This window comes from Blautia sp. AM47-4 (assembly GCF_003479865.1).
Taxonomy (GTDB): domain Bacteria; phylum Bacillota; class Clostridia; order Lachnospirales; family Lachnospiraceae; genus Fusicatenibacter; species Fusicatenibacter saccharivorans.
The window spans coordinates 210,476-235,334 of the sequence record NZ_QUHY01000001.1 but is presented as its reverse complement, the minus strand read 5'-3'; the positions used below and the strand labels follow the sequence as shown (position 1 = coordinate 235,334).

Sequence of the window (24,859 nt, the reverse complement as noted above, 5' to 3'; positions counted from 1 at the left end):
TTTTTTCCGGTTTGAACCTTTTTCTGGTTCCAATATGCAAAACGGGAGTGTGTCCCGCAAAAGTATCCTGTTTCATTTCCAGTTACTTTTGCCGGGACACACTCCCATCTTTCTTCTTTTGTTTTTTCTTTATGCCACAATCAGATAGGCAACAACTGCCAGCAGGATCTGCAGGATCACAAAGCGGATCACAACCTGACTGTCGGACCATTTGTATTTCAGGCGGACATGGTCATGCAGCGGTGTTCTTGTATTTTTGAGGATCGCGATTTTCAGGAAACGGAGTAAAAATACTTTGACAAGACCGATTCCTCCGTCGACGATCATCACGCCTGCCATCAGCAGATATAAGAACGGATGGCGGGACTGCATGGCAAGGATGGCGATGTAGAAGCCAAGTGCTCTCGAACCGGCGTCTCCCATCAGCATGCTGCTCGGCGAGGTATTGAAATACAGGTACGCGAGAAGCGCTGCCACGAACAGGTAATTGGCTACGGTGAAGCTTCCAAGGACATCGTGGAAAATCATACTGAACGCGAAGATAACCACGCAGGAAAGGCTCGCGCAGAGTCCGTCGACACCGTCGGAACAGTTTGTAACGTTGATCGAAATCCAGATCAGGATGATGCCGAGGATTATGTAGACCACTTTCGGAATGGTAAGGGACATGCTTCCGAAGCAGATCGTGGTGGAATTGTAATTCACAAAGGTGATGACGGTCACAATGGAGATGACGAGGTCAATCGCGCCTTTTTTGTAATCGCTCCACGGGGTTTCGGATGCATCATCGAGGTAGCCGCTCAGCATGATGCAGACGAGCAGGATCGCGTAGATCACATACTCGGCGCCAAGAGGCAGGAACAATACGCTTCCGATCAGGAAACAGATGACGATCACGAGGCCGACGCCGCGCAATTTTCCGCGGGAGAGGCCGCCGTTTACGGCAAATTCTCTGCCGTGATCGCTCGGCAGAAAGGAAAATGGATGCTTTAACGCCAGAAAGGTCAGCAGAAAGGTGACCACGATTCCCAGCATGGCGATCTGGCCGGGATTTAAAAAATTACTCCATACTTGATACATACGTTTTCTTCCTTCACTTTTCTTTAGATTGAGTTTGCACGAAGCCGTATGTGACGTGGCTTTGTGTTCATTTATTATAACAACTTCATACAAAAATTGCTATACCCAATTCGGGGGTTTCGTGATAAGATAGTGATACACTAAGTTGAACAAAAAAGGAGTTTTTTATGCCACGCAAAGATCATCTGCCGCGCCAGACACGCCAGGAACACATCACGCTGCAGCCGAACCGCAGCATCGAATTTCGTGTAACCGACGATTTCGGCAGTTTTTCGCCGCCGCACTGGCACGACGCGCTGGAAATCATTTATATTCTGGAGGGTTCCTCCATTGTCACGCTCTCGGACCGCACAAAGACCGTCCTTCCGGGGCAATTTCTGCTGATCAATTCCGGGCGTATCCACACGGCGCGCTGTCCGTCCACGGGAAACCGCTCGATTCTGATGCAGATTCCGGATGCGTTCCTTGCGAACTATCTGCCTGATCCGTCACAGCTCTGGTTCTCGATTGACTACGACAGTACGAATCCGGAAGTGCAGAAAAATATCAGCCAGTTCCGGCGTCTTCTGCTTTCGATGATGCAGCTTCATGAGGAAATGCCCGACGGCTATCTGCTGACGTTCCAGCGGGAGCTTTTTACGTTTCTCGATCTGCTCTACACGAAATTTTCTGAGAAGAGCCCGCTTGCGCACCACCCGATGAGCTCCCGGACGCAGACACGGCTCGATACGATTCTGACGTACACGCAGGAAAATTACCAGCGGCCGATTACGCTGAAGGAGGCTGCCGATGTTGTCTCGCTGCAGCCGGAATATTTCTGCCGCTTCTTCCGCCAGAACATGGAAACGACGTATCTGGAATACTTGAATTCCTACCGTCTTTCCCGCATCTACCGCGACCTGATCGCCACGGATCTGCCGGTCGGCACGCTCGCGGAAAAGCATGGCTTTACAAACGATAAGCTGTTTCACCGCCTCTTCCGCGAGCGGTTTCACACGACGCCGCTGCAGCTTCGGAAGGCAGCACGCGAGAAAGGATCCTGATAGCTTTCGCTGTTTTTATATCTTTGAGAATGGGAGTTTAACACGATGACAAAAGAAGAACTGGCGCTTGCCGTCATTGAACGTTTGAAACAAGAATATCCTGACGCCGACTGTACGCTTGACTATGACCAGGCGTGGAAGCTGCTCGTCAGTGTCCGCCTGGCCGCACAGTGCACCGATGCGCGGGTCAATGTTGTGGTGGAGGATCTCTACGCAAAGTATCCTGATATCGATGCGCTGGCAAACGCGACACCGGAGGAAATCGAGGAAATTGTGCGGCCGTGCGGTCTTGGAAAGAGCAAGGCACGCGACATCAACGCCTGCATGCGCATGCTGCGCGACGAGTACCACAGCCAGGTGCCGGATGACTTTAACGCACTTTTGAAGCTCCCGGGCGTGGGACGGAAAAGTGCGAACCTGATTATGGGCGATGTATTCAAAAAGCCTGCGATTGTGACGGATACGCACTGCATCCGGCTGTGCAACCGCATCGGGCTCGTGCATGACTGCAAGGATCCGAAGAAGGTGGAGATGGCACTCTGGAAAATTGTGCCGCCGGAAGAAGGAAGCTCGCTCTGCCACCGGTTTGTGGAGCACGGACGCGAGGTCTGTACTGCGAGGACGACACCGCACTGTGAACGGTGTGTGCTCGCGGATATCTGTGAGAAGAACGGCGTAGAAAAATAGCATTTTTCTATGCGTTTCCATGCGAAAAAGGCTTTTGCATACCGGACAGATTTTTCTGATTCTGTCCCGGCTGCAAAAGCCTTTTTGTTTCTATTTTTTATATGACCGAAAGAAGTCCGTCAGCGCTTTCAGCGTTTTCCCGAGCACCTGCACTTCCTCTTCTCCGAGTTCCGCCATCACGGCATCCGTCATCTGCTCGTGGAATTTTGCGTGATGATGGAATGCCTGCCGTCCCTTTCCGGTCAGGTGGATGTAGACGATCCGGCGGTCCTTCTCGCTGCGCTCCCGCTCGGTGTAGCCTTTTTTCACCAGACTGTTCATCGACGTTGTCAGCGATCCGACCGTGATGTCGAGCTTTGCCGCGATCGATGACATATTGCCGCCCTCCAGGCCGACGGCTTCTATGATGTGCATATCGTTGTTCGTCAGATCCTTGAAATCCTCGGTGATGATCGCCTCTTCTTCCAGTTTTTGTATCTCGTGAAACAGATGGACCAGTGTCTCATTGATGATTTCTCTGTTATCCACTCCTCTTCCCCTTTCCGTCTGTTCTGTCCCTTCTGAACAGGGTTCCGCTCTTTCTGTCTGTATTGTATCAAAAAAGTTCCGGACAAACAATACCAAAAACTGCCTGGGAAACGGCGGATCACTCCGTGCCGTTTCCCAGGCAGTTCTGTTATGTTTGATTCAATTACATCTGCCCTTTTTTCTTTAACCGTGCAAAGCAGATCATGAAAAAGCAGATGCCGTATACGGTTGTGATCGGGGTGGACATGCCGACGAAGGTCAGGTTCGTATTCGGCAGGTGTGAGAAGAACAGCGCCAGCGGAATACGGATCAGGCAGGCGGAGGTGATTCCCTGGATCATAACCGGGATGCTGATGCCGCGGCCGTTGAAGTATCCGATGCTGCTGAACAGCACACAGGTCAGAATACATTCCGGTGCGAAACCGCGCAGGTAAGCGGCGCTCTGCTCGATAACGGCCGGATCGCTCGTGAAGATTCTGGAGATGACACTTCCACCGAAGAAACCGATGCAGAAAATCACAACTCCAAGAGAGCAGCCCGTTGCGATTGCGGTGAGGAAGCCCTTCCACGCGCGGTCTTTCTTTCCGGCTCCGGTGTTCTGTGCCACGAATGCTGACACAGACTGCATCACAGAGGACGGGATCAGCATGATGAATGAGGTCAGCTTCTGCGCCACACCGTATCCGGCGGACGGCATAAGGCCCATGCCGTTGATGATCGAGTTGATCACAAGGAAGGAAATCTGTACGGTCGTCTCCTGCAGCGCGATCGGCACACCGACGTTCAGGACTTTCTTCAGCTCGTCATGGTCGATGCGGCAGTCTTCTTTTTTGAATTCAATCGGCAGATTGCCTTTTTTCAACACACCCATGGAGGCGATGACAGAAATCAGCTGCGCCAGAACCGTCGCAAGCGCTGCTCCCGCAACGTCCAGTTTCAGCACACCGACGAAGAACAGATCTCCGGCAATATTGGCTGCGCAGGCGATGCCGACGAATAAAAGCGGCAGATTTGCATTACCGACTCCGCGAAGCACGCTGCTGATGACGTTGTACGCGATGATGATCAGAATACCGCCGGAACAGATCCGCAGGTAGAGGACGGTTTTGTCAAAAGACTCCGCCGGGACCTGTAAAATATTGGCGATCGGGCCTGCGAACAGCTCCAGAATCACCGTCATGACGACACCGATGATGGCGAACAGAACAATCGAGGTTCCCACGGTTTTGCCGGCCTTATCCGGCTTGCCCTCGCCGATGTGCTGGCCGATCATAACGGTCGAACCCATCGCAAGGCTGGTGATGATAAATGTTACCATCTGCATGAAGTTGCTTCCGGTTCCGACAGCGGAAATACTCGACGCATCGCCGAACCAGCCGACCACGAGAAGGTCGACCGCACCGTAAGCCGCCTGCAGAATCAGCGCGCCGAGCACCGGCAGCGCAAAACGGATCAGGGACTGGAAAATCGGTCCCTCTACAAACGATACTTCTTTCTTATTTTCTTTTGCCATTGTTTTTCACTCCTTTTATTCCCGGCATCGTTTCCTGCATCCGTGTGATTGCATGCACAAATTCGTCCACCACCGCGTCGTCCAGATCTGGCAGGCGGGATGCCCATTCCCCGTGAAAGTGCGTCACGCGGAGTTCCACAAACTCTTTTCCCTCTTCGGTCAGTGTCAGGTTGATCACGCGCTTATCTTTTTCATCCGCCTGTTTCACGAGAAGATTTCTCTCCTCCAGTTCCTGCACCAGCTTGGTGATGCTCGGCAGCGTTGTGTTCATATAGCTGCTGATGTCGCTGACGCGGCAGAAGCCCTGCTTTTTCTGAATCTCATTCACCGCATCCAGCACATGCACCTGCCGCGGCTTCATACCGTCCGGCAGGTCCGGGAGCTTCTCGATCAGACGCTTTGCATCAAAACACGCATCCAGGAACTGCTTTAATTTTTCCTGTGTCATGGAAAAGGTTCCTTTCTGTTTAAAAATTAGTTATCTTTAGTAATTACTTTTGATAAGTATAGCAGGAAATGAAAAAATGTCAAGAGGGAACTGATGATAAAAAAGAGCTGATTGAAAGTTCTGGCAATGCCAGATTCTTTCATCAGCTCTTTTCCATATCCATTTGTCACTGTTCAATGAGCTGCATTTCGGTGCCCCCCGCCGGATTTTATGCTTCTGATCGTCTTTTCCAGTACCTTCATCTCAACCGGTTTTGAAACATGGGCATTCATACCGGCTGCCAGAGAATGCTGGATATCCTCAGAAAACGCATTGGCGGTCATAGCAATGATTGGAATTGTCTTTGCCAGTTCATGGGAGCTTCTTCGGATTGCTTTTGTTGCCTCATAACCATTCATAACCGGCATCTGCACATCCATCAGGATCATGTCATAATCCCCCGGAGCAGACTGCTCAAATGCCTCTAAGACCCTTTTACCATTTTCACAGATTGTACACTCTGCACCCTCAATCTTTAACAATTCCATCAGGATTTCTGCATTCAGCTCATTGTCCTCTGCACACAGAAACCTCATTCCTTTCAGGACATTGCCAGCCGGTTCATCCTTTTCTGCCTGTTCTGCTGAAGAAACAAATCTATCTTCTGCTATTCTCAGATCTATAAGAACCTCAAAACAGCTTCCCTGGCCCAGTTCACTCTCCACATCAATGGTGCCTCCCATTGCTTCAACCAGATTTTTGGTAATAGCCATTCCAAGACCAGTTCCCTGTATCTTATTCGTCATAGAACTTTCAGCACGAGTAAAAGCATCAAAAATTGTATCTTTGAAATCTGCCGACATTCCCATGCCATTATCGCTGACCAAGAAACGGTACTTTGCGTAGACAGATGACTTTGTCTCACATTCTTCTACCAGAAACTGAATTTTTCCACCTTCCTGCGTGTACTTCACTGCATTAGAAACCAAGTTGCTGAAAATCTGCATCAGATGAACCTGATCTCCGTTCACCCACTCGTGCCGGATGTTTTCTTTTATGATTGTAAGAGTCTGATTTTTTTCGTCTATCTGTGAATGGAATATGGTATTGAGTTCTGTAATAAAATCCAAGATGGAAAAATCGGTATACTTAAAAACTGTTTTTCCTGCCTCAATTTTGCTCATATCCAGAACATTATTAATGATTCCTAACAGATGCTGTGATGAAATGTCTATTTTATCTGCATACTCTATTACTTTCGCTTTATTACCGGCATCATGTCTGATCAATGATGTCATGCCGATAATTGCATTCATTGGTGTACGAATATCATGTGACATATTGGACAGGAAATCCGTTTTCGCCTTATTTGCATTTTCAGCGGTCTGCAAGGCTTCCGTTGTAATGTCCTTTGCTTTTTTCAGTTTTTTATTGGACTCCTCCATATCCTTCATTGCCTGCGTCTGAATCTCATTATTTCTTTTTTCGTATTCAGCTTTTTGCTCAGCAAGACTGCGTCTGGAAATACTGTAGAATAATCCGGCAAAAAGCAAAAGTATAAAACCTGCCATGAGTATTGTTTCAAACACTATTGTTTTCTGATAGTCTCTTAGTACATTATCTACAACACTTTTTTCTACAATACAAATCAGCATGGTGTTATTATTTTCTATCGGACAGTATCCCAGATAGTAAGGTTTGTCACTTTCCACAAGTTCTACCCCCTGTTCTCTGCCATCCAGCTTTTTTTGAAGAGAATCAGCCTCTTCCTCAGTGATAGCCTGATCTCCTTTTAAATGCTTTAACAAGAAATAGTTCCTGAAAAATTTATCTTCTTTCTGATTTGTATAAGTAATATTTCCGTCGTTATCCAGCATAAACAGATACGCATTCCCGTTATAGCTTTTCACACTTAACATGGAATCTAATTTTGAATGATCATACAAGGTTCCAATTGCCGTATAAGTTTCCCCCTTAATCGTATATTCCTGACATGGAATTGCAACCAGATAACCATCTTTTTTCTTCTGGTTGTAATCAAGAGAAACCAATTTTCCAATATTATATCCGTTCCTCAAATCCAACAAAAGTTTACTTGGCATGTCAACCCGAAGTTTTGTTCCATCAGTGGTTATTGCCTTTCCATTTTCCTGGAGAAATATAAGTGTACTTTCAGATTCTTTCTGCCATGCCTCAAAGAACTTCTTGTTTCTATCCAGTTCAATAGATCTCACTCCCTCTTGAATAAGAAAATCCTCAAGCATATGCAGCCGACTGTAGTATCCATTCACCTGCAGATCATAGGTCTGCTGTATCTGTTCAACAACTGCTCCCATACTGCTTTTCCCGTTTTCTGCGATATAGCTGTTCATCCTGTTCAAAAGGAGCTTTACAAAAATTAAGTTTAAAAAGATAAGAATTAAAAAGAACAATGGTACTATCATCTTTTTTCTTTTTGTTTTCGCCTGTTCTGTTCCCACTTTTATTTTTCAACCTCTATATAATCTTCCGGTGCTGACGGCTGCTGTCCGTTTTCCATTGCTGCGGTCCATGCACTTGATAATGTTGTGTTACCAAGCCGCCTGATCTCACATTCCGGATTTATTTTTTTCAAAACAGACATTGTGGTTTCTGTAAGAAGAATAGAGTACTCCTTTTCTTTGTCGATTTTTTTCTTATTTACTTCTATGTCCTTTAATGAGAATCCGTTTTCCTCCTGCCTGACGATTATTTTCATACCGGATGCAATTGGTAATTCATATTTATTGGTTATATGGAATTTTTCATCAGAATCAGCAAGATATTTCTCCGCAAGTTCATAAATCTCTTTGCCATTGATTTTTGCCAGGTATAATGGTGTATCTGAACTCTTTGCTGTCATCAGACCAACCCGGCTGCAGGTACACTCCCCTTTGTAAATGGAGGAAGTAAAATAATAATATGGTGCCAAAGCCAGCTGAGCATCCTTTTCTTCTCTAATCGTAGTTAAAATAGAAGATGCCGCATCACGACCGTTTTTATCATTTAGCGAAATGGAATATTCATTTTCAAAATTAACTGTGGTTTCTTCTTTTGAATCCTTACTGTTCATTGTGCTGCGAAAAGCATCATAAGCCTGTGTTTCATCCATTTCCCCTGACAATAATCCGTGAACAGCCTCAAGACTGGCATAAAATGATTTTTGAGCAGAATATCGGATATAAACAGAATTATTATTAATTTCATCTTCCAGTCCAGGTACATCTTCCATCATGTTTGGAACATCTACATTTAATGAAATTACACCCTTTCCATCTGCGATCAATGTTTGTCCTTCTTTTGAAATCATACACTCCAGGACATCGAATGCCAGGTCCAGTTTTTCCTGATCTTTTTCCAGTTCTTTGTTAAATGCAATATTCAGAGAAGGGGTCATATTTATAAAAGCTTCATCCGAAATCTGTGAAAAAAACGGTATACGAGTTAATTCTGCATCCATCTGTTCCTGAAATTCCTGCATAAGTGCCGGATAACCATGAAACATTGCTGCTTTTCCCACAAGGAACATCTGCGTTGCAGTATTAATATCGACGCTGATATCATCACTTGTAAAATGTGAGTCCTTCAAAAATGTATTGGTTTCTGAAAAAATACGTTTCCATAACGCATCATCAAACGCGATATCCCCTGATGCACTTTCAGCTGAGCTTCTCCATTCGATTCCATCCAGACTCATGAATTCCCCAATTGCACCTGTCTGAATCACCTCATGAGCAGACCAGTCTTCTGCAAGATCCAGGGAATACGGTTTTATACCATTATCATAAAATTGCTGGCATGCCTGTGCATATTCCTTATAGTTTTTCGGTATCTTGATTCCATACTGTTCAAACAATGTCTTGTTGGCAATAATCGTCTGCGGTATACCGCAGATAGGAAGCCACTGAATCTCATTTTTTGAATTTTTATAATATTGCAATGCATAGGAGTAATACCTGGAAACCACGTCATAAGAAGCAAAATCCATTAGATATGGCTCCAGATCCTGTGCATCTTTTCCAGAAAATCGACGTACGGTTATGATATCCGGCAGTTCACCATGTTCCTCAAAATAGCTATATAAATCGGTATCATTGTTACCGGTAATAAACTCAATATCCTGATCTGGAAACTGCTCATGGATATAGGGTCCAATATTTTTCATTAAACGATTTTCCCACAGATACACGGTAAGGTGATCGTCATTTTTAGATACTGCTTTTTGAGATTGTCCACAGCCAGACAAAACAGTAATTGCTAAAAGCACACCTGGCAGTAATGCTGTCAGACATTGTTTTGCCTTTTTCATCCTCGTATTTTCCTCATTCTTTCCTGATAAAATCATTAATTCAATAATTGGGAAACAATTACAGCCAGTTTTCCAGAACATCATTCAGCTTATTCATATCCAGCGGTTTCGCGATATGTCCATTCATGCCTGTATTTTTTGCCAGCTGTACATCTTCTGCAAAAGCATTTGCTGTCATGGCAACAATCGGTAGTTTTCCCTGTTCACCCGGAAGGCTCCTGATTGCTGCGGTTGCCTCATAACCATTCATGACAGGCATTTGGATATCCATAAAAATAAGGTCATACAAGCCTTTCGGTGAAGCTTCTACTTTTTCAACTGCAATTTTTCCATTTTCTGCCGTTTCCACTTCCGCCCCTGTCATCTGCAGAATTTCAACAGCAATTTCTCTGTTTAACTCATTATCCTCGACCAGCAGAATTCTTTTTCCTGTGTAATCTGCTTCAGACAGCTCATCCAGATAATTTCTTGCTGTTTTTTCTTTTCTGCCAGAAGTAAACTGCCGCAATGTAGCCGCCAAACGGGAACGGAACAGCGGTTTTGCAATAAAAGCATCTACGCCTGCAGCCTTTGCTTCTTCTTCGATCTCGCTGAATTCATAAGATGTCAGTACAATAATGGTAATCTCTTTCCCTATCCGTTTCCGGATCTGTCTGGCTGTTTCAATTCCGTCCATATCCGGCATTTTCCAATCTAAAATAACAGCAAAGTAATCATTTTTTAGCTCATGATGTGCATAACAGCGCTCAACGGCTTCTCTGCCGGAGAGAACCCATTCGCCTGTAATCCCAATCTCCTTCAATGTGGCAACTGTACTTTCACAACATGTCTTATCATCATCCACAACCAGAACAGGTAGATTCATCAGATTTCTGTCCTGTTCTTTTTCTTTTTCCTGAAGTTCCAGATAAATTGTTACTGTAATTTTAGTTCCCTTATGTAAGGTGCTTTCCACTTTAATATTACCATTCATCAGGTTCACAATATTTCTGCTGATTGCCATTCCCAGACCTGTTCCCTGGACTCTGGTTGTCCGATGGTCATCTGCGCGGCTGAAAGGATCAAACATGATTTTCTGGAATTCCGGTGACATACCGATCCCATTATCCTCAATCGTAAATTCATAGCATCCAAGTTCCGAAAATCCATTTGGCTTTTCCTCTATGGAAAAAGTAATATTCCCGCCATCCGGTGTATACTTGACCGCATTACTCATCAGATTCACAAATACCTGCTGGATTCTCAGGCTGTCACCACAGACACTCTCATGTTCAATGTGATTAATGTGTATATCTAAATTGTGTTTATGTTCATCAATCACCGGTTTTGTGAGTGTTATAAGATTATCCACCAGATCTGGCAGATTGAAATCCTCCTGTGCCAGCGTCATTTTTCCACTTTCAATACGTGCCATATCCAGCACTTCATTAATCAGCCCCAGCAGATGACGGCTTGATTTTGTAATTTTGCTGAGACATTCAATGACTCTGTCCTGGCTCTCAATATTTGCTCCTGCAATTGCTGTCAGGCCGACAATGGCATTCATCGGTGTCCGGATATCGTGGGACATATTGGAAAGGAATTCTGTTTTCGCACGGTTTGCATTTTCTGCAGACCGGTAAGCCTCTTTCAGTGCCTGACGGGATTCAATCTCTGCTTTCTTCTCCTGTGTCACATCCATGGATGCCAGCAATACCTTTTCCAGCTTTCCATTCTTCCATTCCAAAGGAATATAAGAAGCGATTTTATAAGTCTTTTCATCCAGGCTGCAATACTCAAACTTATAAATATCATTTTCACTTTTCAGATTCTTCCGGATATTTTCCGGTGCGATCAGGATGTCCATAGTTTCCAATGGTTCCAGTGTCTTATATTTTTCAAGAACCTGCATCTGAAAATCATGATAGAATCCCAGAGGTTTATATATCATCTGTCCATTCAGGTTATAGAATTCATATCTGTCATTTTCCAGATCACAGACAACAAAGCGGTCAACCAGACGCACAATACTCTGAATTATCTGCTCCATGGAAGCATTATCCGCCGCCATCTGCAGATGCCGTGCGCTCTCTACCTTTGTCTCTGTGATATCACGCAGAAAGATCATGGCATATTCTGAATCCTCTATTTCGCCACGTATGACCACATTGCGGACCCATCGTTCTTCTCCATTCAGAGTGATACGGCACTCTAAAGCCAATTCGGTTTCCAGACCCTTCAGCCTTTCTGCAATATAACCACGGTCGTAAAAAGAGGATACCGCCTTCTTATCTGTCTCCACAACATAGGAATCCACAAAATGACGGATCAGTTCATCCCATGTATGACTCTGTTCAAAGACTGTCATCAGGGACGGTTCAACCTTAAAGGTATCAAAAGTATTCGCTTCCAGATTTACATAATACTCACACAGGTCTGCTTTCGTAAAAGCCCGGTGGAAAGCAGCAGATTTTTGTGCCTGCATGGCCTCTTTTTTTTCCGCATCAATATTAATAAAAATCCCGGCAATCCTGCTGGCAGAACCATCCAGACGGCGTATTACTTCTGCCGATGCCCGAAACCACTGGTATTGATTATCCTTCATTCTCATACGATACTCTACCTGGTATTTTATCTGGTTCGTCTTATCCTTAATTGCCGCCTGAAGCTGCACCATTACTCTTTCTTTATCCTGTGGATGCAGAAGATCTGACCAGGATTCCAGTTTATTCGGAAAGTCCAGAGTGTCATGATAGCCAAGCATTTTTCGGAATTCATGACTCCAGTTTGCATTCACAATCTCACTGTTTTCGTCACAGTCAAAATACCAGAAGCCGGAACAGATAGCCTCATTGAGCAGTGTCAAATTTACATGATCCCAGTTGACTTGTACGGACATAACCCAGATCTGTCTGCCCGCCTCATCTGTCGCATCCTCTTTACAAAGCCGTACATTTTTCACTGTACCGTCTGCTGTAAGGATCTGTGCTTCCCCTGTTCCGTGAAGCTGCAAAAAACGGTCTCGCTCCAGTCTATCTTCCTCGTCATAAAAGAAGTTTCTCAATGAGCCTTTTGTCTGTTCCATGAAAGTATCGAATGTATATCCTGTACTATGCAACAGCAGATTATTCACAGACAAAATAGACAGGTTTTGGTCATAAGATCCTGTCATTATACCTACCCCGCCGTTATTTTCCAGTGTTTTCTGTACGGCCTGTGACATAGCCTGTGTCTGTCCCGTTACAGCCTCACCTAAAGAATATATTTTGTCTTCATACTTTTCCATTTTATAAAAATCCTCTCTCTGTTTTATGCTTCATTATCCTGCTTTTATCTGTATACAGAGAACCTGTCCCTGCCAGTTTTACATTTACGTTATAATATCCTACAAAACGTGAAAAACAGGTATACGGATTTGAGAAGTTGCAGCCACTACACACAATATTCACACAAAATTCTCTTTATGTTTTCAATTTTTATAGGCTTTGCCAAGTGAGCATTCATTCCTGCTGCCAGACACTTACTCCGATCGTTCCTGCTGTAAAACGGTATCTGAGGCTTTTTTTATTTATCTGATTTTTTTCTGTTTCCATGGAACTTCTGAACGCTCACCTCCTGGTATCATTACAAATATACATAAAAACTCATTTTTATATTACCATGAAATTTTTTACTTTGCAATGCACATACCTTTTCAGACGCTGCTTTTCTTGTTTCCTTTTTCAGAAAATTGCAACCAAAGGGGCGCACCTGAAAATTTCTTTTCAAATGCGCCCCTTCGCTTTCTTTTTTTCTGTCAGATCAATCCGTAATGCTCCATCGCCTTTGCCACGCCGTCCCGCTCGACGGTATCGGTTACGTACTCTGTGTACGGATCCAGAATCTCATCATGTTTTCCAAGCGCAATGGTGTGTGCGCCGCACCGGAACATGGTAAGGTCGTTGCTGCTGTCGCCAAATACGTATGCATCTTCTTTCTCCAGCTGAAACTGTTTCAGCGCATAGTCCACAGCTGTTCCTTTGCTGCAGCCGTGCGGAACGATTTCGTATACACCGCCGCGGCGATCCATGATATCAAACTCCTGCTCAAATTCACGGTACATACGTTCTATATCAGACTGTGCATCGGTTACGATACAAAATTTATCGTAAATGATTCCTTTTGTCTCCGCTGTCTCCGCGAGTCCGATTCCGACAGCAGCGAAATAGGCACGGGTCTGCTCGACCTCCCGAAAACGGGATACCTCCGACGAAAAATAAACATTATCCGTTCCCTCCAGAATCATGCCGATCCTGCACTCCTTTAAAATAACCGGGATTTCCTCACAGCGCTTTTTCGGAATCGTCTGATGCATCAGGATTTCGCCGTCCCGGCGCAGATAGGTCCCGCAGCCGCACAGAAATCCGGAAAACGGAAGCTTTTTCAGCTCCTCGGGCAGCTCCGACCAGGTGCGGCCGGTATTAATAAACGTAAGATTTCCTTTTTCCGCTGTCTTTTTCAATGCATCGAGCGCGCTCTGCGGAATTTCTTTTGTAATCTCACTCAGTAACGTTCCATCAATATCAAAAAATAATGCTTTCACAAAAATTTCCTCCTCGTGTACTGTTTCCTGTTCTCTTTCTGACATACGAAAAAATGCCGAAGCTCTTGATTGTCAAGGCTTTCGGCATTTTCATTCCAGTCGAAGCGACGGGATTCGAACCCACGACCTCTGCGTCCCGAACGCAGCGCTCTACCAAACTGAGCCACGCTTCGATTTTATTTGTTTTCTGAACTCTCGTCCGTCAACAATAGCTATTATATATGATGTCTATAGGAATGTCAACACCTTTTTTGAAATTTTTTTAATTTTTTTTATTATTGCTTCAAAAGGTACATTTCACACGGGTTTGCGGCCTTTTTGGTGTTCTTTTAGAATGACAGTTTCTGAGAAAGTCAAAAAAAGAGATATGCCGGAAGTTCTGTTCCGGCATATCTCTTATCTTTGTTTCTCAGCTCAGCTGATATACATCTGCATACTGCACGCCGAAGCTCAGCGCCTCGGAATGGCTGCTGCAGAAGATGTCTACGTGGCCGTAAGCGGTTCCGCGGTCTTCTACCGTGTAAACCTGGCCGTTGATCATCAGTTTCGTTCCGAATGGTACACCGCCCATGGCGATCGTTCTTCCTGCGGTCGGTGTGGTTCCGCTCGCGGTGGATCCGCCGGACCACTGTCCGGTACAGATGGAACAGGAGCAATAGCCTGTCAGTTTAAATCTTCCAAGGTATGTTCCGCTGGAGGAGCTGCTGGAAGTATCTGACGCGGATGGACTCCCCGTTGTCGTGGAGGATGCGCTGCTGTCCGAAGAACTGCTTCCGGAGCTGCTGCTTGTATCGGTATCTGCTTTCGCTGCGGCATTTGCTGCTTCTGCGGCTGCGACTCTTGCGGCCTCGGCTGCCTGTTTTCTGGCGGCCTCTGCCTCAGCTTCTGCGGCAGCCTGCTGTGCGGCGGCTGCTGCGGCTGCTTCCTCTTCTGCTTTCTTCTGCGCTGCAATCTCCTCTTCTTTCGCCTGACGGATCAGGTCGTTGATTGCATCTGCTTTGCTGTTGATTTCATCTACCAGTGCACTCTCGCTGGATTTTGCATCGTCCAGCTCTGCGGAGTAGGTACGGAGTTCCTGATAAGCTGCTGCATACAGCTCCTGGATGGCTTCCTGCTGATCGCTGCTCTGCTGCTGCAGTTCTACGATCGCTGCCTGCTCTTCCTGCACCTGTGTTTCTTTTTCTTTTACCTGGTCTACCGTGTCTTCATACTCCTGCATAAGATCGCGGTCGAAATCGGAAATTTTCTGTATGTATTCTGCCCGGCTGATCAGCTCTGAAATGCTTTTGGAAGAAAAGAGCATTGCCATGTATCCGTTTCCGGAAGAATTTTCATACATATACTGGATACGGAGCTTCATCGCCTCGTACTGCTCTTCTTCTTTTGCTTTTGCATCTTCCAGATCTGCCTGAATCTGTACCAGTTCGTTCTGCTTCGCATCATACTGATCCTGAAGCTCCTGCAGACGGTTCTGCAGATCGTCCAGCTGCTGGTTCAGTTCGGAAAGATATTCTTCTGATTGTCCCTTTTTGGAATTGAGTTCGTCAATCCTGCTCTGTATGCTGTCAAGCTGAGACTGTGCGGCAGCCTGTTCTGCCTGAGCATTTGAAATTTTCTCCTTTGTACTGGCACCATAGCATGGCAGAACGGTTGCTGCCGTAAGCACTGTGGCCAAAACCAGGCTGAATAATTTCTTTTTTTTCATGTCGTACACCTCATACTTATTACGTTCTGTTGCTGATTGTCACTCCCAGTTACTGCGGAAAATGGGTCTTTTTTCCCGCCGTACTTTGCCATTATAACACAAGTATGTCTGAAATGAAAGTCTTTTTTAATTTCTGTTAATAACTTTGTAATATTTCGACATTTTTCCTGCAAACACTGACATGATTTTTCTACTTTCTCCATCCAACAGGGTACTTATTTTTCAAGGTTCCATTGACCAGTTTGCCCCATCCAAGGCCGAATCCATCGACGCAGACCAGCTTCCAGCCCGACGGCGATGCGGTCTCTCCCGGCTCTACGGAAATTGTCTCACCGCGGAGATATTTTTCGGTACGCTCGTCATCTGCCTTTAAATTCATGTAATCTTTGAACTTGTCCGCGGAGAGTGTCACGGCAAACGGCTGTGACGGCTCGAAACGGTCTTTTTTCAGTTCACCGAGATACAGACCGTTCCGCAGGAAATGAAGATTCCGCACGCCATCCGGCAGGGACGGGGAATGGTATACTTTTCCGGCACGGACTTCCAGTTCCTCCACCGGGATCGGTGCTGTCATCCGGGACAGGAAATCGGAAAGGATCTGTTTTTCTGCTTTCGACGGACCCGGTGCTTCCGTTCCGCGGTCTTTTTTCCGGTTTTTCTGTTTTTTGTTTTTCTTTTCGATCGGTTTTTCTTCTGTCTCATAAGGAATGGCTTCGCCTTTTTTGCGGAACAGGGCAAGGTAATGGCCCTCGCCGTTCATTTTATGCGGCCAGATGCGCACGGTCTTTTCGATCTCCGGATCGCCGTTTCCCCAGACTGGATTGCCTTTTGAAAAACCTTCGTAGCCTTCCATCTCGATCAGTTCCATTTCCGGGAAGTTTTCCAGAAGGAAAGAAACGGTTCCCTCGTCCTCCTGCGGGGCGAAGGTACACGTCGAATACATCATGAGGCCGCCCGGACGCAGCATTTTGACAGCATTCGAGGTGATCTCGCGCTGCAGATCCGCAAAGAAATCCGGCCGCTCCGGGGTCCAGGTGCCGATGACTGCCTCGTCTTTCCGGAACATGCCCTCGCCGGAGCACGGTGCATCCACGAGGATTTTATCGAAGAAGCCCGGGAAGACGTCTGCAAGGCCTGCCGGTGTCTCATTGGTGACAAGCACGTTTTCACTTCCGAACAGCTCCAGATTGCGCAGCAGTGCTTTGGCGCGGGCGTTGCTGATGTCATTGGCGACGAGAAGGCCGGTTCCTTTCAGGCGCGCATTCAGCTCCGTCGCTTTGCCGCCCGGTGCGGCGCAGAGATCGAGCACACGCTCACCCGGTTCGATCGGGAGGCGGGACGCCGGGGTCATGGCGCTTGGCTCCTGCAGATAGAAGACGCCTGCCGCATACAGCGGAGACTGGCCCATGCGCATGCCGTCCGGCACGAAATAGCCGTTTGGAATCCACGGAATTTTCTTCCACATTCCCGGAACAAGCGGTGGGAAATCTTCGGTCCGGCATTTTTTTGTATTTACACGCAGCCCGGCTGTGCGGGGTGCGTCGTAGGAAGTTAAAAATGCATCAAATTCATCGCCCAGCATGTCCTGCATGCGGGTCAGAAATTCCTGTGGTAACTGCGCCATGTATTGTCTCTCCTTTTTATTTTGCTTTGTTGTGCATCGGTCCCTTTTCGTGAACTGGCGATGTTTTTTCTGTCTTTGTTTCTTTTGTTTTGCATCTATTTCATAATTTCTCACAGAAAAAGAGACAGCTTTTTCGATTTTTCAATCTTTTTGCTGTCTCTTTTTTGCATAGCGGAGAAGAAGGGATTTGAACCCTTGCGCCGTTTCCGACCTACTGGTGTTCGAAGCCAGACCCTTCAGCCTCTTGGGTACTTCTCCGTATTTTGTCAAATACATCATATATTATAGTGCTTTTTCTACGATTCGTCAATGATTTTTTCATTGGTTTCCGATGGAAATACGGGGATTGTATTTTTTACGGAAATATTCGAAAGTGCAACTTACTCAAACAAATAATCTTCCTCAGGCAGCATCCCATCCCGATGCTGCCTCTTCTTTTATTCTTTCCCTTCTTCCACCCTCTTCCTCTCTTCTTTTTTCTTCTTTTTCACCACCCGCAGTCTCCGGAAAAACGCACTCAGCATCTCCGAGCACTCTTCTTTCAGCACGCCGCGCTCGACCTTCACCTGATGGTTAAACTCGTGCATTTCCAGCATATTTAAGATCGATCCCGCGCAGCCCGCCTTCGGGTTCATGCTGCCGATGACGACTTCGCTGACTCTCGCCTGTACGATCGCACCGGCGCACATCTGGCACGGTTCCAGGGTGACATACAACGTACAGCCCTCCAGCCGCCAGTCGCCGAGCTTTTTGCTTGCTTTCCGGATCGCATTCAGTTCCGCGTGGGACAGCGTGTTTTTATCCGTATTTCTGCGGTTATAGCCCCGCGCAATCACCTTTCCCTCGTACACAATCACACAGCCGATCGGCACTTCCATCAGCTTTTCCGCTTTCTTCGCCTGCGTAATCGCCTGGCGCATGAAGCGTTCCCGTTCTTTCCGGTGCGCTTTTTTCTCCGGCGTTTCCAGCTTTGTTTCTTCTTCCATTGTGCACTTCCTTTCTTCTCTGCGTATATTTTCTGTCCTTCCCGCATATCGTGAACTGTAGCGCAGTATCTTTTTCTACTCTTTTTACTTCTATGCAGGAGGTTTTTATGTCTGATTACCGGCGTTTCATTGCCTATCTATACGAATACCCGAACAACCGCAAGGGCGGATGCTGCGGCTTTGTCCGCGTGGAGTCGCAGAACGGCTTCTGCCGCATGGACTTCCAGATCAAATCGCCGTCTCTTCCGCCGGAGACCTCGGTCACGGTCTACGGTTTTATCCGCCGGTCAGGGCGGATGTACGGCATTCCGCTCGGAAATCTCCTTGCGGGGCGCTCTTCTACGAGTGGAAAACTCTTCACGCACTCCGATGCCATTGGGCAGACGGATGTCACGCTCGACGAGCTTGGCGGTCTGATCCTGCTCTGCCGCCAGACCGGCGTCATCGCCACCCAGTGGGACGATCTTCCGATTCAGCCGGAGTTTTTCGCTCCCACGCTCCCGCAGGAGCCCAAAACATCCGCAGACAATGGTGCCAGACCGACCGAAGAGAAAACTGCCGAAACACCCGAACCTCTGGATCCCGCCGTACCTGCGCAGTCCCTGCCATCATCAGACGCTTCAAAAGCACAGTTCGATGAACTTTCCACAAAATTCAGCAGCAATTCCGAACTTTATCCACAAAATTCCAACCCGGAATCCACCGTCTCCACAGAATCCATATCAACTGACACGGTAAACACCGTTCCTGCAGACAGGATCACGCAATCATCCGCCAACACACTCCATCCCGCATCCGCGGAATCTGTGAAAACCGCAGAAAGCTATCCCTCTGCCAACCCGGAACCGCCGCAGCCCATCCCGGATTCTGCCGCCCAGCCGCTACATATGACTTCCGCTGATTTTCCAGCCGCAGCAGCCGTGCCGCCGTCCCGCGCTGCTCTCTATCTCCAGCTTCAGGACCAGTTCCCGGAGTTCCACCCGTTCCCAGATGATGATCTGACCGACTGCCTGCGCCTCTCACTCGACGATCTTCCACAGCTCCGCGCCGCCGGTCTTTCGGTGGATGCGAACCGCTTCGTCCTCCATGGCTCCTCGTCCTATCGCCATCTGCTCCTCGCCCGGAACCGCGACCAGCAGGAACTCTGGTATTTCGGTGTCCCCGGCGTCTACACGCCGAATGAGCAGTTCATGGCAAGCCTCTTTGGCTTTTTCCACTTCAAGCAGGCGATGCGCCCCTCCGAGCTCGCGCCCGATGCCCGCTTCGGCTACTGGTACCGCACGCTTTAAAGCGTTTTTAATCCACGCCGCGGATCTCCACCGTCTCAATCTTTCCGCGCAGGATCTCGCAGAACCGCTCGAGCTGCTCCCTCGCATACCCCGAGAACCTCGGATCAATCACATAATCCGATTCCCGGTAATTCTGCAGGAAGTACCGTTTTGCCCCGGAAAGCCACTTTCCGATCGCTTCGATCTCTTCCCTTCCATGCAGCTCTTGGCAGAGCGTTGTCCGGAACTCATAGTCCACCACGCCGCTCTTTAAAAACTCGACCGACTCATTGATCCGCATCACATCGATCTTTTTCACGCCCGCCGTCTCGCCGTACCGGGACGGCGCGTTTTTGATGTCCATGGCGACGTAGTCGATTTTCTTCTCTTCCACCAGCTTTTTCAAAATCTCCGGCCGGTATCCATTCGTATCGAGCTTCACAAGATATCCCAGTTCCTTAATTTTCGTCACGAACCGCTCCAGATCCGGATCCAGCGTCGGCTCACCGCCCGTCACGCAGACGCCGTCCAGCACGCCGCGCCGCTTTTCGAGCACTGCAAAAATCTCCTCCTCCGGAATCACCGGCTCCCATTCGGGATGCTGCACGAGATTTCCGTTCTGGCAGAACGGGCAGCGGAAATTACATCCGCCCGAAAACAATGTGCACGCCACCTTGCCCGGGTAATCCAGCAGCGTCAGCTTTTGAAATCCATGTATGACCATATGCTATCCTCTCTGACCGCAGGACTCCGAACTTTCGTCCGCCCTGCAACAGAAAAAGCGGAACCATAATGTCCGCTTTTTCCATTTATCTTCTATTGGTAATTATTTGCCGTAACGCTCTGCCTGGGAACGGATCAGGTCCAGATCATCAAAATAGTTGATTTTCATGGCTGCTTTGACATCCGCCAGTGTCTGAGCGGCAACTTTTTCTGCCTCTTCGCTGCCTTTTTTCAGCATCTCGTAGATCGCCGGAATGTCTTTTTCCAGCTCTTTTCTGCGGTTACGGATCGGCTCTAAGGTCTCCTGCAGTACATTGTTCAGGAACTTCTTCACTTTGACATCGCCAAGGCCGCCTCTCTGGTAATGTGCTTTCAGCTCGTCGAGATTTGCGTAATCCGGCAGATAGCGCTCGAAGTGCTCCGGCTGGCAGAATGCATCGAGATAAGTAAATACGGTATTTCCCTCGATCTTGCCCGGGTCGGTGATCTTGATGTGATCCGGGTCGGTGTACATGCTCATGACTTTTTTCTTGATCTCATCCGGCTCCTCGGACAGGTAAATGCAGTTTCCGAGCGATTTACTCATCTTCGCTTTTCCGTCGATACCCGGCAGACGTCTGCAGGAATCATTCTCCGGCAGCATAATCTTCGGCTGCACAAGTGCCTCGCCATAAACCGTATTGAATTTGTGGACGATCTCCTGTGTCTGCTCGATCATCGGCATCTGATCCTCTCCAACCGGAACGGTCGTTGCCTTGAATGCAGTGATATCGGCTGCCTGGCTGATCGGGTAGGTGAAGAATCCAACCGGGATGCTCGCCTCAAAGTTTCTCATCTGGATCTCCGATTTTACGGTTGGGTTTCTCTGCAGTCTGGAAACCGTAACGAGATTCATATAATAGAAAGAAAGCTCACACAGTTCCGGAATCTGAGACTGGATAAAGATGGTGCTCTTTTCCGGATCAAGTCCGCAGGAAAGGTAATCCAGTGCTACCTCCAGAATGTTCTGGCGCACCTTCTCCGGGTTGTCCGCATTGTCGGTCAGCGCCTGTGCGTCTGCAATCATGATGTAAATTTTATCGAATTCACCGGAGTTCTGCAGCTCCACGCGGCGGCGCAGTGAACCAACGTAATGTCCTACATGCAGCTTGCCGGTCGGTCTGTCACCGGTCAGTATAATTTTTCCCATTTTTCTTCCTGCCTTCCTGATACGTAATCTTCGCAGTCCGCTTCTGTATGAAAAATTTCATGAAAATTCTCATAACTGCGGACCTTCTACATACCCTCTATAATACCGTCTTTTTACAAACACTGTCAATGGTCTTTTCCGGTAAAATCCCTCAAAATATCTATTATGAGACAAATCGTTCAACAGCCACGTACAGCCTTCCCTTTTTTGTCTGATTCTGCACGCCAACATAGCGGAATTTTCCCATATGGCGCACGGTCACGAGATCGTCCTCTTTTAATGACGCGCTCGGCGACGTCACCAGTTTTCCATTAATAAACACCTGGCCGCCCTCGATCAGCGGCACCATTTTGCTCCGCGAACTGCTGAACGCCAGCGACAGCACCGCATCGAGCCGCACGGAAGCGACGGAGCCTTCTTTCCGCTCGGTTTTCGGCTCCGTCAGCTCCTCCGGCAGTCCCGCCTCGACTTCACAGTACACGCTCGTATGGCGCACTTTTTTCAGCTCCGCACAGATGTAGTCCGCCATATCCGCCATACAGATCAGATACGCCTGGTTTCCATCGATCAGAATGTCTCCCAGCTTATACCGCTCCACGCCGAGATTCATCAGTGATCCTAAGAAATCACGGTGTGACAGCGCATCCGCAAATTTTTCATTCAGCGGGCTGATGCGCACGACTGCGATCGGAAGCATCGACGCATCACCGTCCTCTGCATAGGATGGCAGAAACAGCGCCGCTTTCCGCTCTGCCGCCTCGTATCCGCCGGACAGCACGTAACGCACGCCCGGGATTTTATTTACCGTACGGTAGAACAGATCCTGCTCCGCCAGCGTCAGAAACTCCGTGTGTGACGGAACATCCCTGTGATAACACTGCTCTGCCAGATCCTGAATCCGTCCGACCAGCACTTCTTCCTCATTCATGGTAATCCCCCTTTGATACACCGCGGGCTGCCCCTGTTTTCTTTCGGGCAGCCCACGTATCACACTTTATTTATCCAGCAGCATCGACAGTCCGATCCGCTTCTTCGCCAGATCAAGGCTGATGACCTTCACTTCCACGATATCTCCGACGCTCACAGCCTCCAGCGGATGCTTGATGAAGCGTTTCGTCATCTGGGAAATGTGGACGAGTCCGTCCTGATGCACGCCGATATCGACGAATGCACCGAAGTCAATGACGTTGCGCACGGTTCCCTTTAAGATCATGCCGACCTTCAGGTCCTTCATATCGAGCACGTCAGTGCGCAGGATCGGGCGCGGCATCTCGTCACGCGGGTCACGGCCAGGCTTCTGCAGCTCTTTGATGATATCGCGCAGCGTAATCTCGCCGACACCGATCTCCTCTGCCATCTTCTTGTAATCTTTGATGAAGAACGCCGTCGGTCCCTCGCTGATCTGCTCTGTCTTCATATTTAACTTTGCAAACAGCTTCTCGACTGCCTCGTAGCTCTCCGGATGAACGCTTGTGCCGTCCAGCGGATTTTTGCCGCCGGTGATGCGCATAAAGCCCGCGCACTGCTCAAACGCCTTCGGTCCGAGTTTTGCCACTTTCAGGAGCTCTTTTCTGCTCTCGAAACGGCCGTTCTCCTCGCGGTATGCCACGATGTTTTTTGCTATCACCTTGCTGACACCGGAAATGTATTCCAGCAGCGACGCAGATGCCGTGTTCAGATCCACACCGACTTTATTGACGCAATCCTCAACGACACCGCCGAGCGCCTCGCCGAGCTTCTTCTGGTTCATATCGTGCTGATACTGGCCGACGCCGATCGATTTCGGATCAATTTTGACAAGCTCTGCCAGCGGATCCTGCACACGGCGTGCGATGGAAGCGGCGCTTCGCTGTCCGACATCAAAGTTTGGAAATTCCTCGGTTGCCAGCTTGCTTGCGGAGTAAACAGACGCTCCTGCCTCGTTTGTGATCACATACGCAACCTTCTCCGGAATCTCTTTTAAGATCTCGACGATGATCTGCTCGGACTCACGGCTTGCAGTTCCGTTTCCGACAGAAATCAGGGTGACGCCGTATTTGTGGATCAGATCTTTTACGGTCGCTTTTGCTGCTGCAATCTTCTTCTCGTTCGTCGGCGCGGTCGGGTAAACCACGGTGGTATCGAGCACTTTTCCGGTCGCATCGACAACGGCCAGCTTGCATCCCGTACGGAACGCCGGGTCCCATCCAAGGACAACCTGGCCTGCGATCGGCGGCTGCATCAGAAGCTGCTCAAGGTTCTTTCCAAAGACCTTGATCGCACCATCCTCTGCCTTTTCGGTGAGCTGATTTCTGACCTCACGCTCGATGGCCGGAGCGATCAGACGGTTGTAGGCATCCTCGATGGTCGCCTGCAGAACCGGCTTTGTCTGCGGATTCTCTTTGGTGATGATTTTTTTCTCGAGATAACGCAGGATTTCTTCCGTCGGCGCCTCAATTTTGACGTTCAGGAATTTTTCTTTCTCACCGCGGTTCAGTGCCAGCACACGGTGTCCGGCAATTTTCGATACCGGCTCGGAAAACTCATAGTAATTCTCGTAAACGGACTCTGCTTTCTCATCCTTTGCTGTCGAGACGATCAGGCCCTTCGCCTCGGTTCTGCGGCGGATCTCCATACGGTAATCGGCCTCATCGGAAATGCTCTCGGCGATGATGTCGCAGGCACCAGCAATGGCGTCTTTTGCCGTTTTGACTTCCTTTTCTTCTGAAACAAAAGCCTCTGCCTCTTTTTCGAGCGGCTCTTTTGTCATCTGCAGAAGAATGATATTCGCCAGCGGCTCCAGTCCTTTTTCTTTTGCGATCGTCGCACGCGTCCGGCGTTTCGGACGGTACGGGCGGTATAAATCCTCTACGACCACGAGAGTTGCGGCCTCTTCGATGGATTTTTTCAGTTCTGCGGTCAGCTTGCCCTGCTCCTCGATGCTCGCAAGGACAACGGCCTTGCGGTCATTTAAACTGCGCAGGTACATCAGACGATCGTACAGATTTCGCAGTATCTCATCGTTTAAGGAACCTGTTGCTTCTTTTCGATATCGTGAAATAAAAGGGATCGTGTTTCCCTCGTCAATCAGTTTCACTGCAGCTTCTACCTGCCACGGTTTGACGTTCAGCTCAGCTGCCAATACCTGATTCATATCCATAGGTAAATTCCTCCTGTTGTCTCTTCCAAAACACGCTGTTCCTTCTCTGTTTTTCCCGC

Annotated in this window: 18 protein-coding genes and 2 tRNA genes; 3 read left to right on the top strand and 17 right to left on the bottom strand. The window is 48.1% G+C overall.

The features are described 5' to 3' along the window. Positions 1 to 129: 129 nt before the first annotated feature. Positions 130 to 1,080 (bottom strand): phospho-N-acetylmuramoyl-pentapeptide-transferase, encoded by a 951-nt coding sequence (locus tag DW965_RS01135; protein WP_117804600.1) that lies wholly within the window; start codon positions 1,078 to 1,080, stop codon positions 130 to 132. Between the two features lie 167 nt (positions 1,081 to 1,247). On the opposite strand from DW965_RS01135, the gene DW965_RS01130 reads away from it, so the two are divergent. Next, on the top strand, positions 1,248 to 2,123 hold the full coding sequence (locus DW965_RS01130; RefSeq protein ID WP_022463035.1) for an AraC family transcriptional regulator: 876 nt from the start codon (positions 1,248 to 1,250) through the stop codon (positions 2,121 to 2,123). Positions 2,124 to 2,168: 45 nt separating this feature from the next. Beyond that, positions 2,169 to 2,810, top strand: coding sequence for an endonuclease III domain-containing protein (locus DW965_RS01125; RefSeq protein ID WP_022463034.1), 642 nt, complete (start codon positions 2,169 to 2,171; stop codon positions 2,808 to 2,810). Between the two features lie 90 nt (positions 2,811 to 2,900). Here the strand turns inward: DW965_RS01125 and DW965_RS01120 are convergent, their stop codons facing one another. From DW965_RS01120 to tadA, 12 genes are all read right to left on the bottom strand, one after another. Further along, positions 2,901 to 3,338, bottom strand: a complete 438-nt coding sequence (locus DW965_RS01120; protein ID WP_022463033.1) for a MarR family winged helix-turn-helix transcriptional regulator — start codon at positions 3,336 to 3,338, stop codon at positions 2,901 to 2,903. 163 nt (positions 3,339 to 3,501) lie between these two features. Next, on the bottom strand, positions 3,502 to 4,851 hold the full coding sequence (locus tag DW965_RS01115) for an MATE family efflux transporter (protein WP_117804601.1): 1,350 nt from the start codon (positions 4,849 to 4,851) through the stop codon (positions 3,502 to 3,504). Further along, complete coding sequence (locus DW965_RS01110) at positions 4,835 to 5,299, bottom strand: MarR family winged helix-turn-helix transcriptional regulator (protein WP_022463031.1); 465 nt, start codon at positions 5,297 to 5,299, stop codon at positions 4,835 to 4,837. Before DW965_RS01110 ends, DW965_RS01115 begins: the two co-directional genes overlap by 17 nt. A gap of 173 nt (positions 5,300 to 5,472) precedes the next feature. Then, positions 5,473 to 7,614 (bottom strand): ATP-binding protein, encoded by a 2,142-nt coding sequence (locus DW965_RS01105; protein WP_119197924.1) that lies wholly within the window; start codon positions 7,612 to 7,614, stop codon positions 5,473 to 5,475. A 146-nt stretch (positions 7,615 to 7,760) separates the two neighbouring features. After that, on the bottom strand, positions 7,761 to 9,605 hold the full coding sequence (locus DW965_RS01100; protein ID WP_117804602.1) for an ABC transporter substrate-binding protein: 1,845 nt from the start codon (positions 9,603 to 9,605) through the stop codon (positions 7,761 to 7,763). Positions 9,606 to 9,663: 58 nt separating this feature from the next. Beyond that, a complete protein-coding gene (locus DW965_RS01095) occupies positions 9,664 to 12,870 on the bottom strand; it encodes a response regulator (RefSeq protein ID WP_117509590.1) in 3,207 nt (1,068 codons plus the stop codon). 510 nt (positions 12,871 to 13,380) lie between these two features. Next, positions 13,381 to 14,166: a Cof-type HAD-IIB family hydrolase gene (locus DW965_RS01085; protein WP_242857168.1), complete on the bottom strand. Its 786-nt coding sequence runs from the start codon at positions 14,164 to 14,166 to the stop codon at positions 13,381 to 13,383. A 99-nt stretch (positions 14,167 to 14,265) separates the two neighbouring features. After that, a tRNA-Pro gene (locus tag DW965_RS01080) sits at positions 14,266 to 14,339 on the bottom strand. A 236-nt stretch (positions 14,340 to 14,575) separates the two neighbouring features. Further along, the gene (locus tag DW965_RS01075) at positions 14,576 to 15,871 is read right to left on the bottom strand and encodes a PcsB-like coiled-coil domain-containing protein (RefSeq protein WP_117761688.1); all 1,296 of its coding nucleotides are present in this window, start codon (positions 15,869 to 15,871) and stop codon (positions 14,576 to 14,578) included. Positions 15,872 to 16,061: 190 nt separating this feature from the next. Further along, on the bottom strand, positions 16,062 to 17,495 hold the full coding sequence (locus tag DW965_RS01070) for an RsmF rRNA methyltransferase first C-terminal domain-containing protein (protein WP_118697823.1): 1,434 nt from the start codon (positions 17,493 to 17,495) through the stop codon (positions 16,062 to 16,064). 172 nt (positions 17,496 to 17,667) lie between these two features. Then, positions 17,668 to 17,753: transfer RNA gene (locus tag DW965_RS01065), tRNA-Ser, on the bottom strand. A gap of 179 nt (positions 17,754 to 17,932) precedes the next feature. Continuing rightward, positions 17,933 to 18,481, bottom strand: coding sequence for a tRNA adenosine(34) deaminase TadA (gene tadA, locus DW965_RS01060; protein ID WP_118697824.1), 549 nt, complete (start codon positions 18,479 to 18,481; stop codon positions 17,933 to 17,935). A 50-nt stretch (positions 18,482 to 18,531) separates the two neighbouring features. On the opposite strand from tadA, the gene DW965_RS01055 reads away from it, so the two are divergent. After that, positions 18,532 to 19,770, top strand: a complete 1,239-nt coding sequence (locus tag DW965_RS01055; RefSeq protein WP_147398761.1) for a DUF6128 domain-containing protein — start codon at positions 18,532 to 18,534, stop codon at positions 19,768 to 19,770. Positions 19,771 to 19,777: 7 nt separating this feature from the next. Here DW965_RS01055 and DW965_RS01050 read toward each other — a convergent pair whose 3' ends face one another. The 4 genes from DW965_RS01050 to DW965_RS01035 form a co-directional block, all read right to left on the bottom strand. After that, positions 19,778 to 20,473, bottom strand: coding sequence for an anaerobic ribonucleoside-triphosphate reductase activating protein (locus DW965_RS01050; protein ID WP_118697826.1), 696 nt, complete (start codon positions 20,471 to 20,473; stop codon positions 19,778 to 19,780). A gap of 102 nt (positions 20,474 to 20,575) precedes the next feature. Further along, complete coding sequence (gene trpS / locus DW965_RS01045) at positions 20,576 to 21,661, bottom strand: tryptophan--tRNA ligase (RefSeq protein WP_022461312.1); 1,086 nt, start codon at positions 21,659 to 21,661, stop codon at positions 20,576 to 20,578. A 163-nt stretch (positions 21,662 to 21,824) separates the two neighbouring features. Continuing rightward, complete coding sequence (locus DW965_RS01040; protein WP_022461313.1) at positions 21,825 to 22,589, bottom strand: YlmH family RNA-binding protein; 765 nt, start codon at positions 22,587 to 22,589, stop codon at positions 21,825 to 21,827. A gap of 66 nt (positions 22,590 to 22,655) precedes the next feature. Continuing rightward, positions 22,656 to 24,800 (bottom strand): Tex family protein, encoded by a 2,145-nt coding sequence (locus DW965_RS01035; protein WP_022461314.1) that lies wholly within the window; start codon positions 24,798 to 24,800, stop codon positions 22,656 to 22,658. Between the last annotated feature and the right edge of the window lie 59 nt (positions 24,801 to 24,859).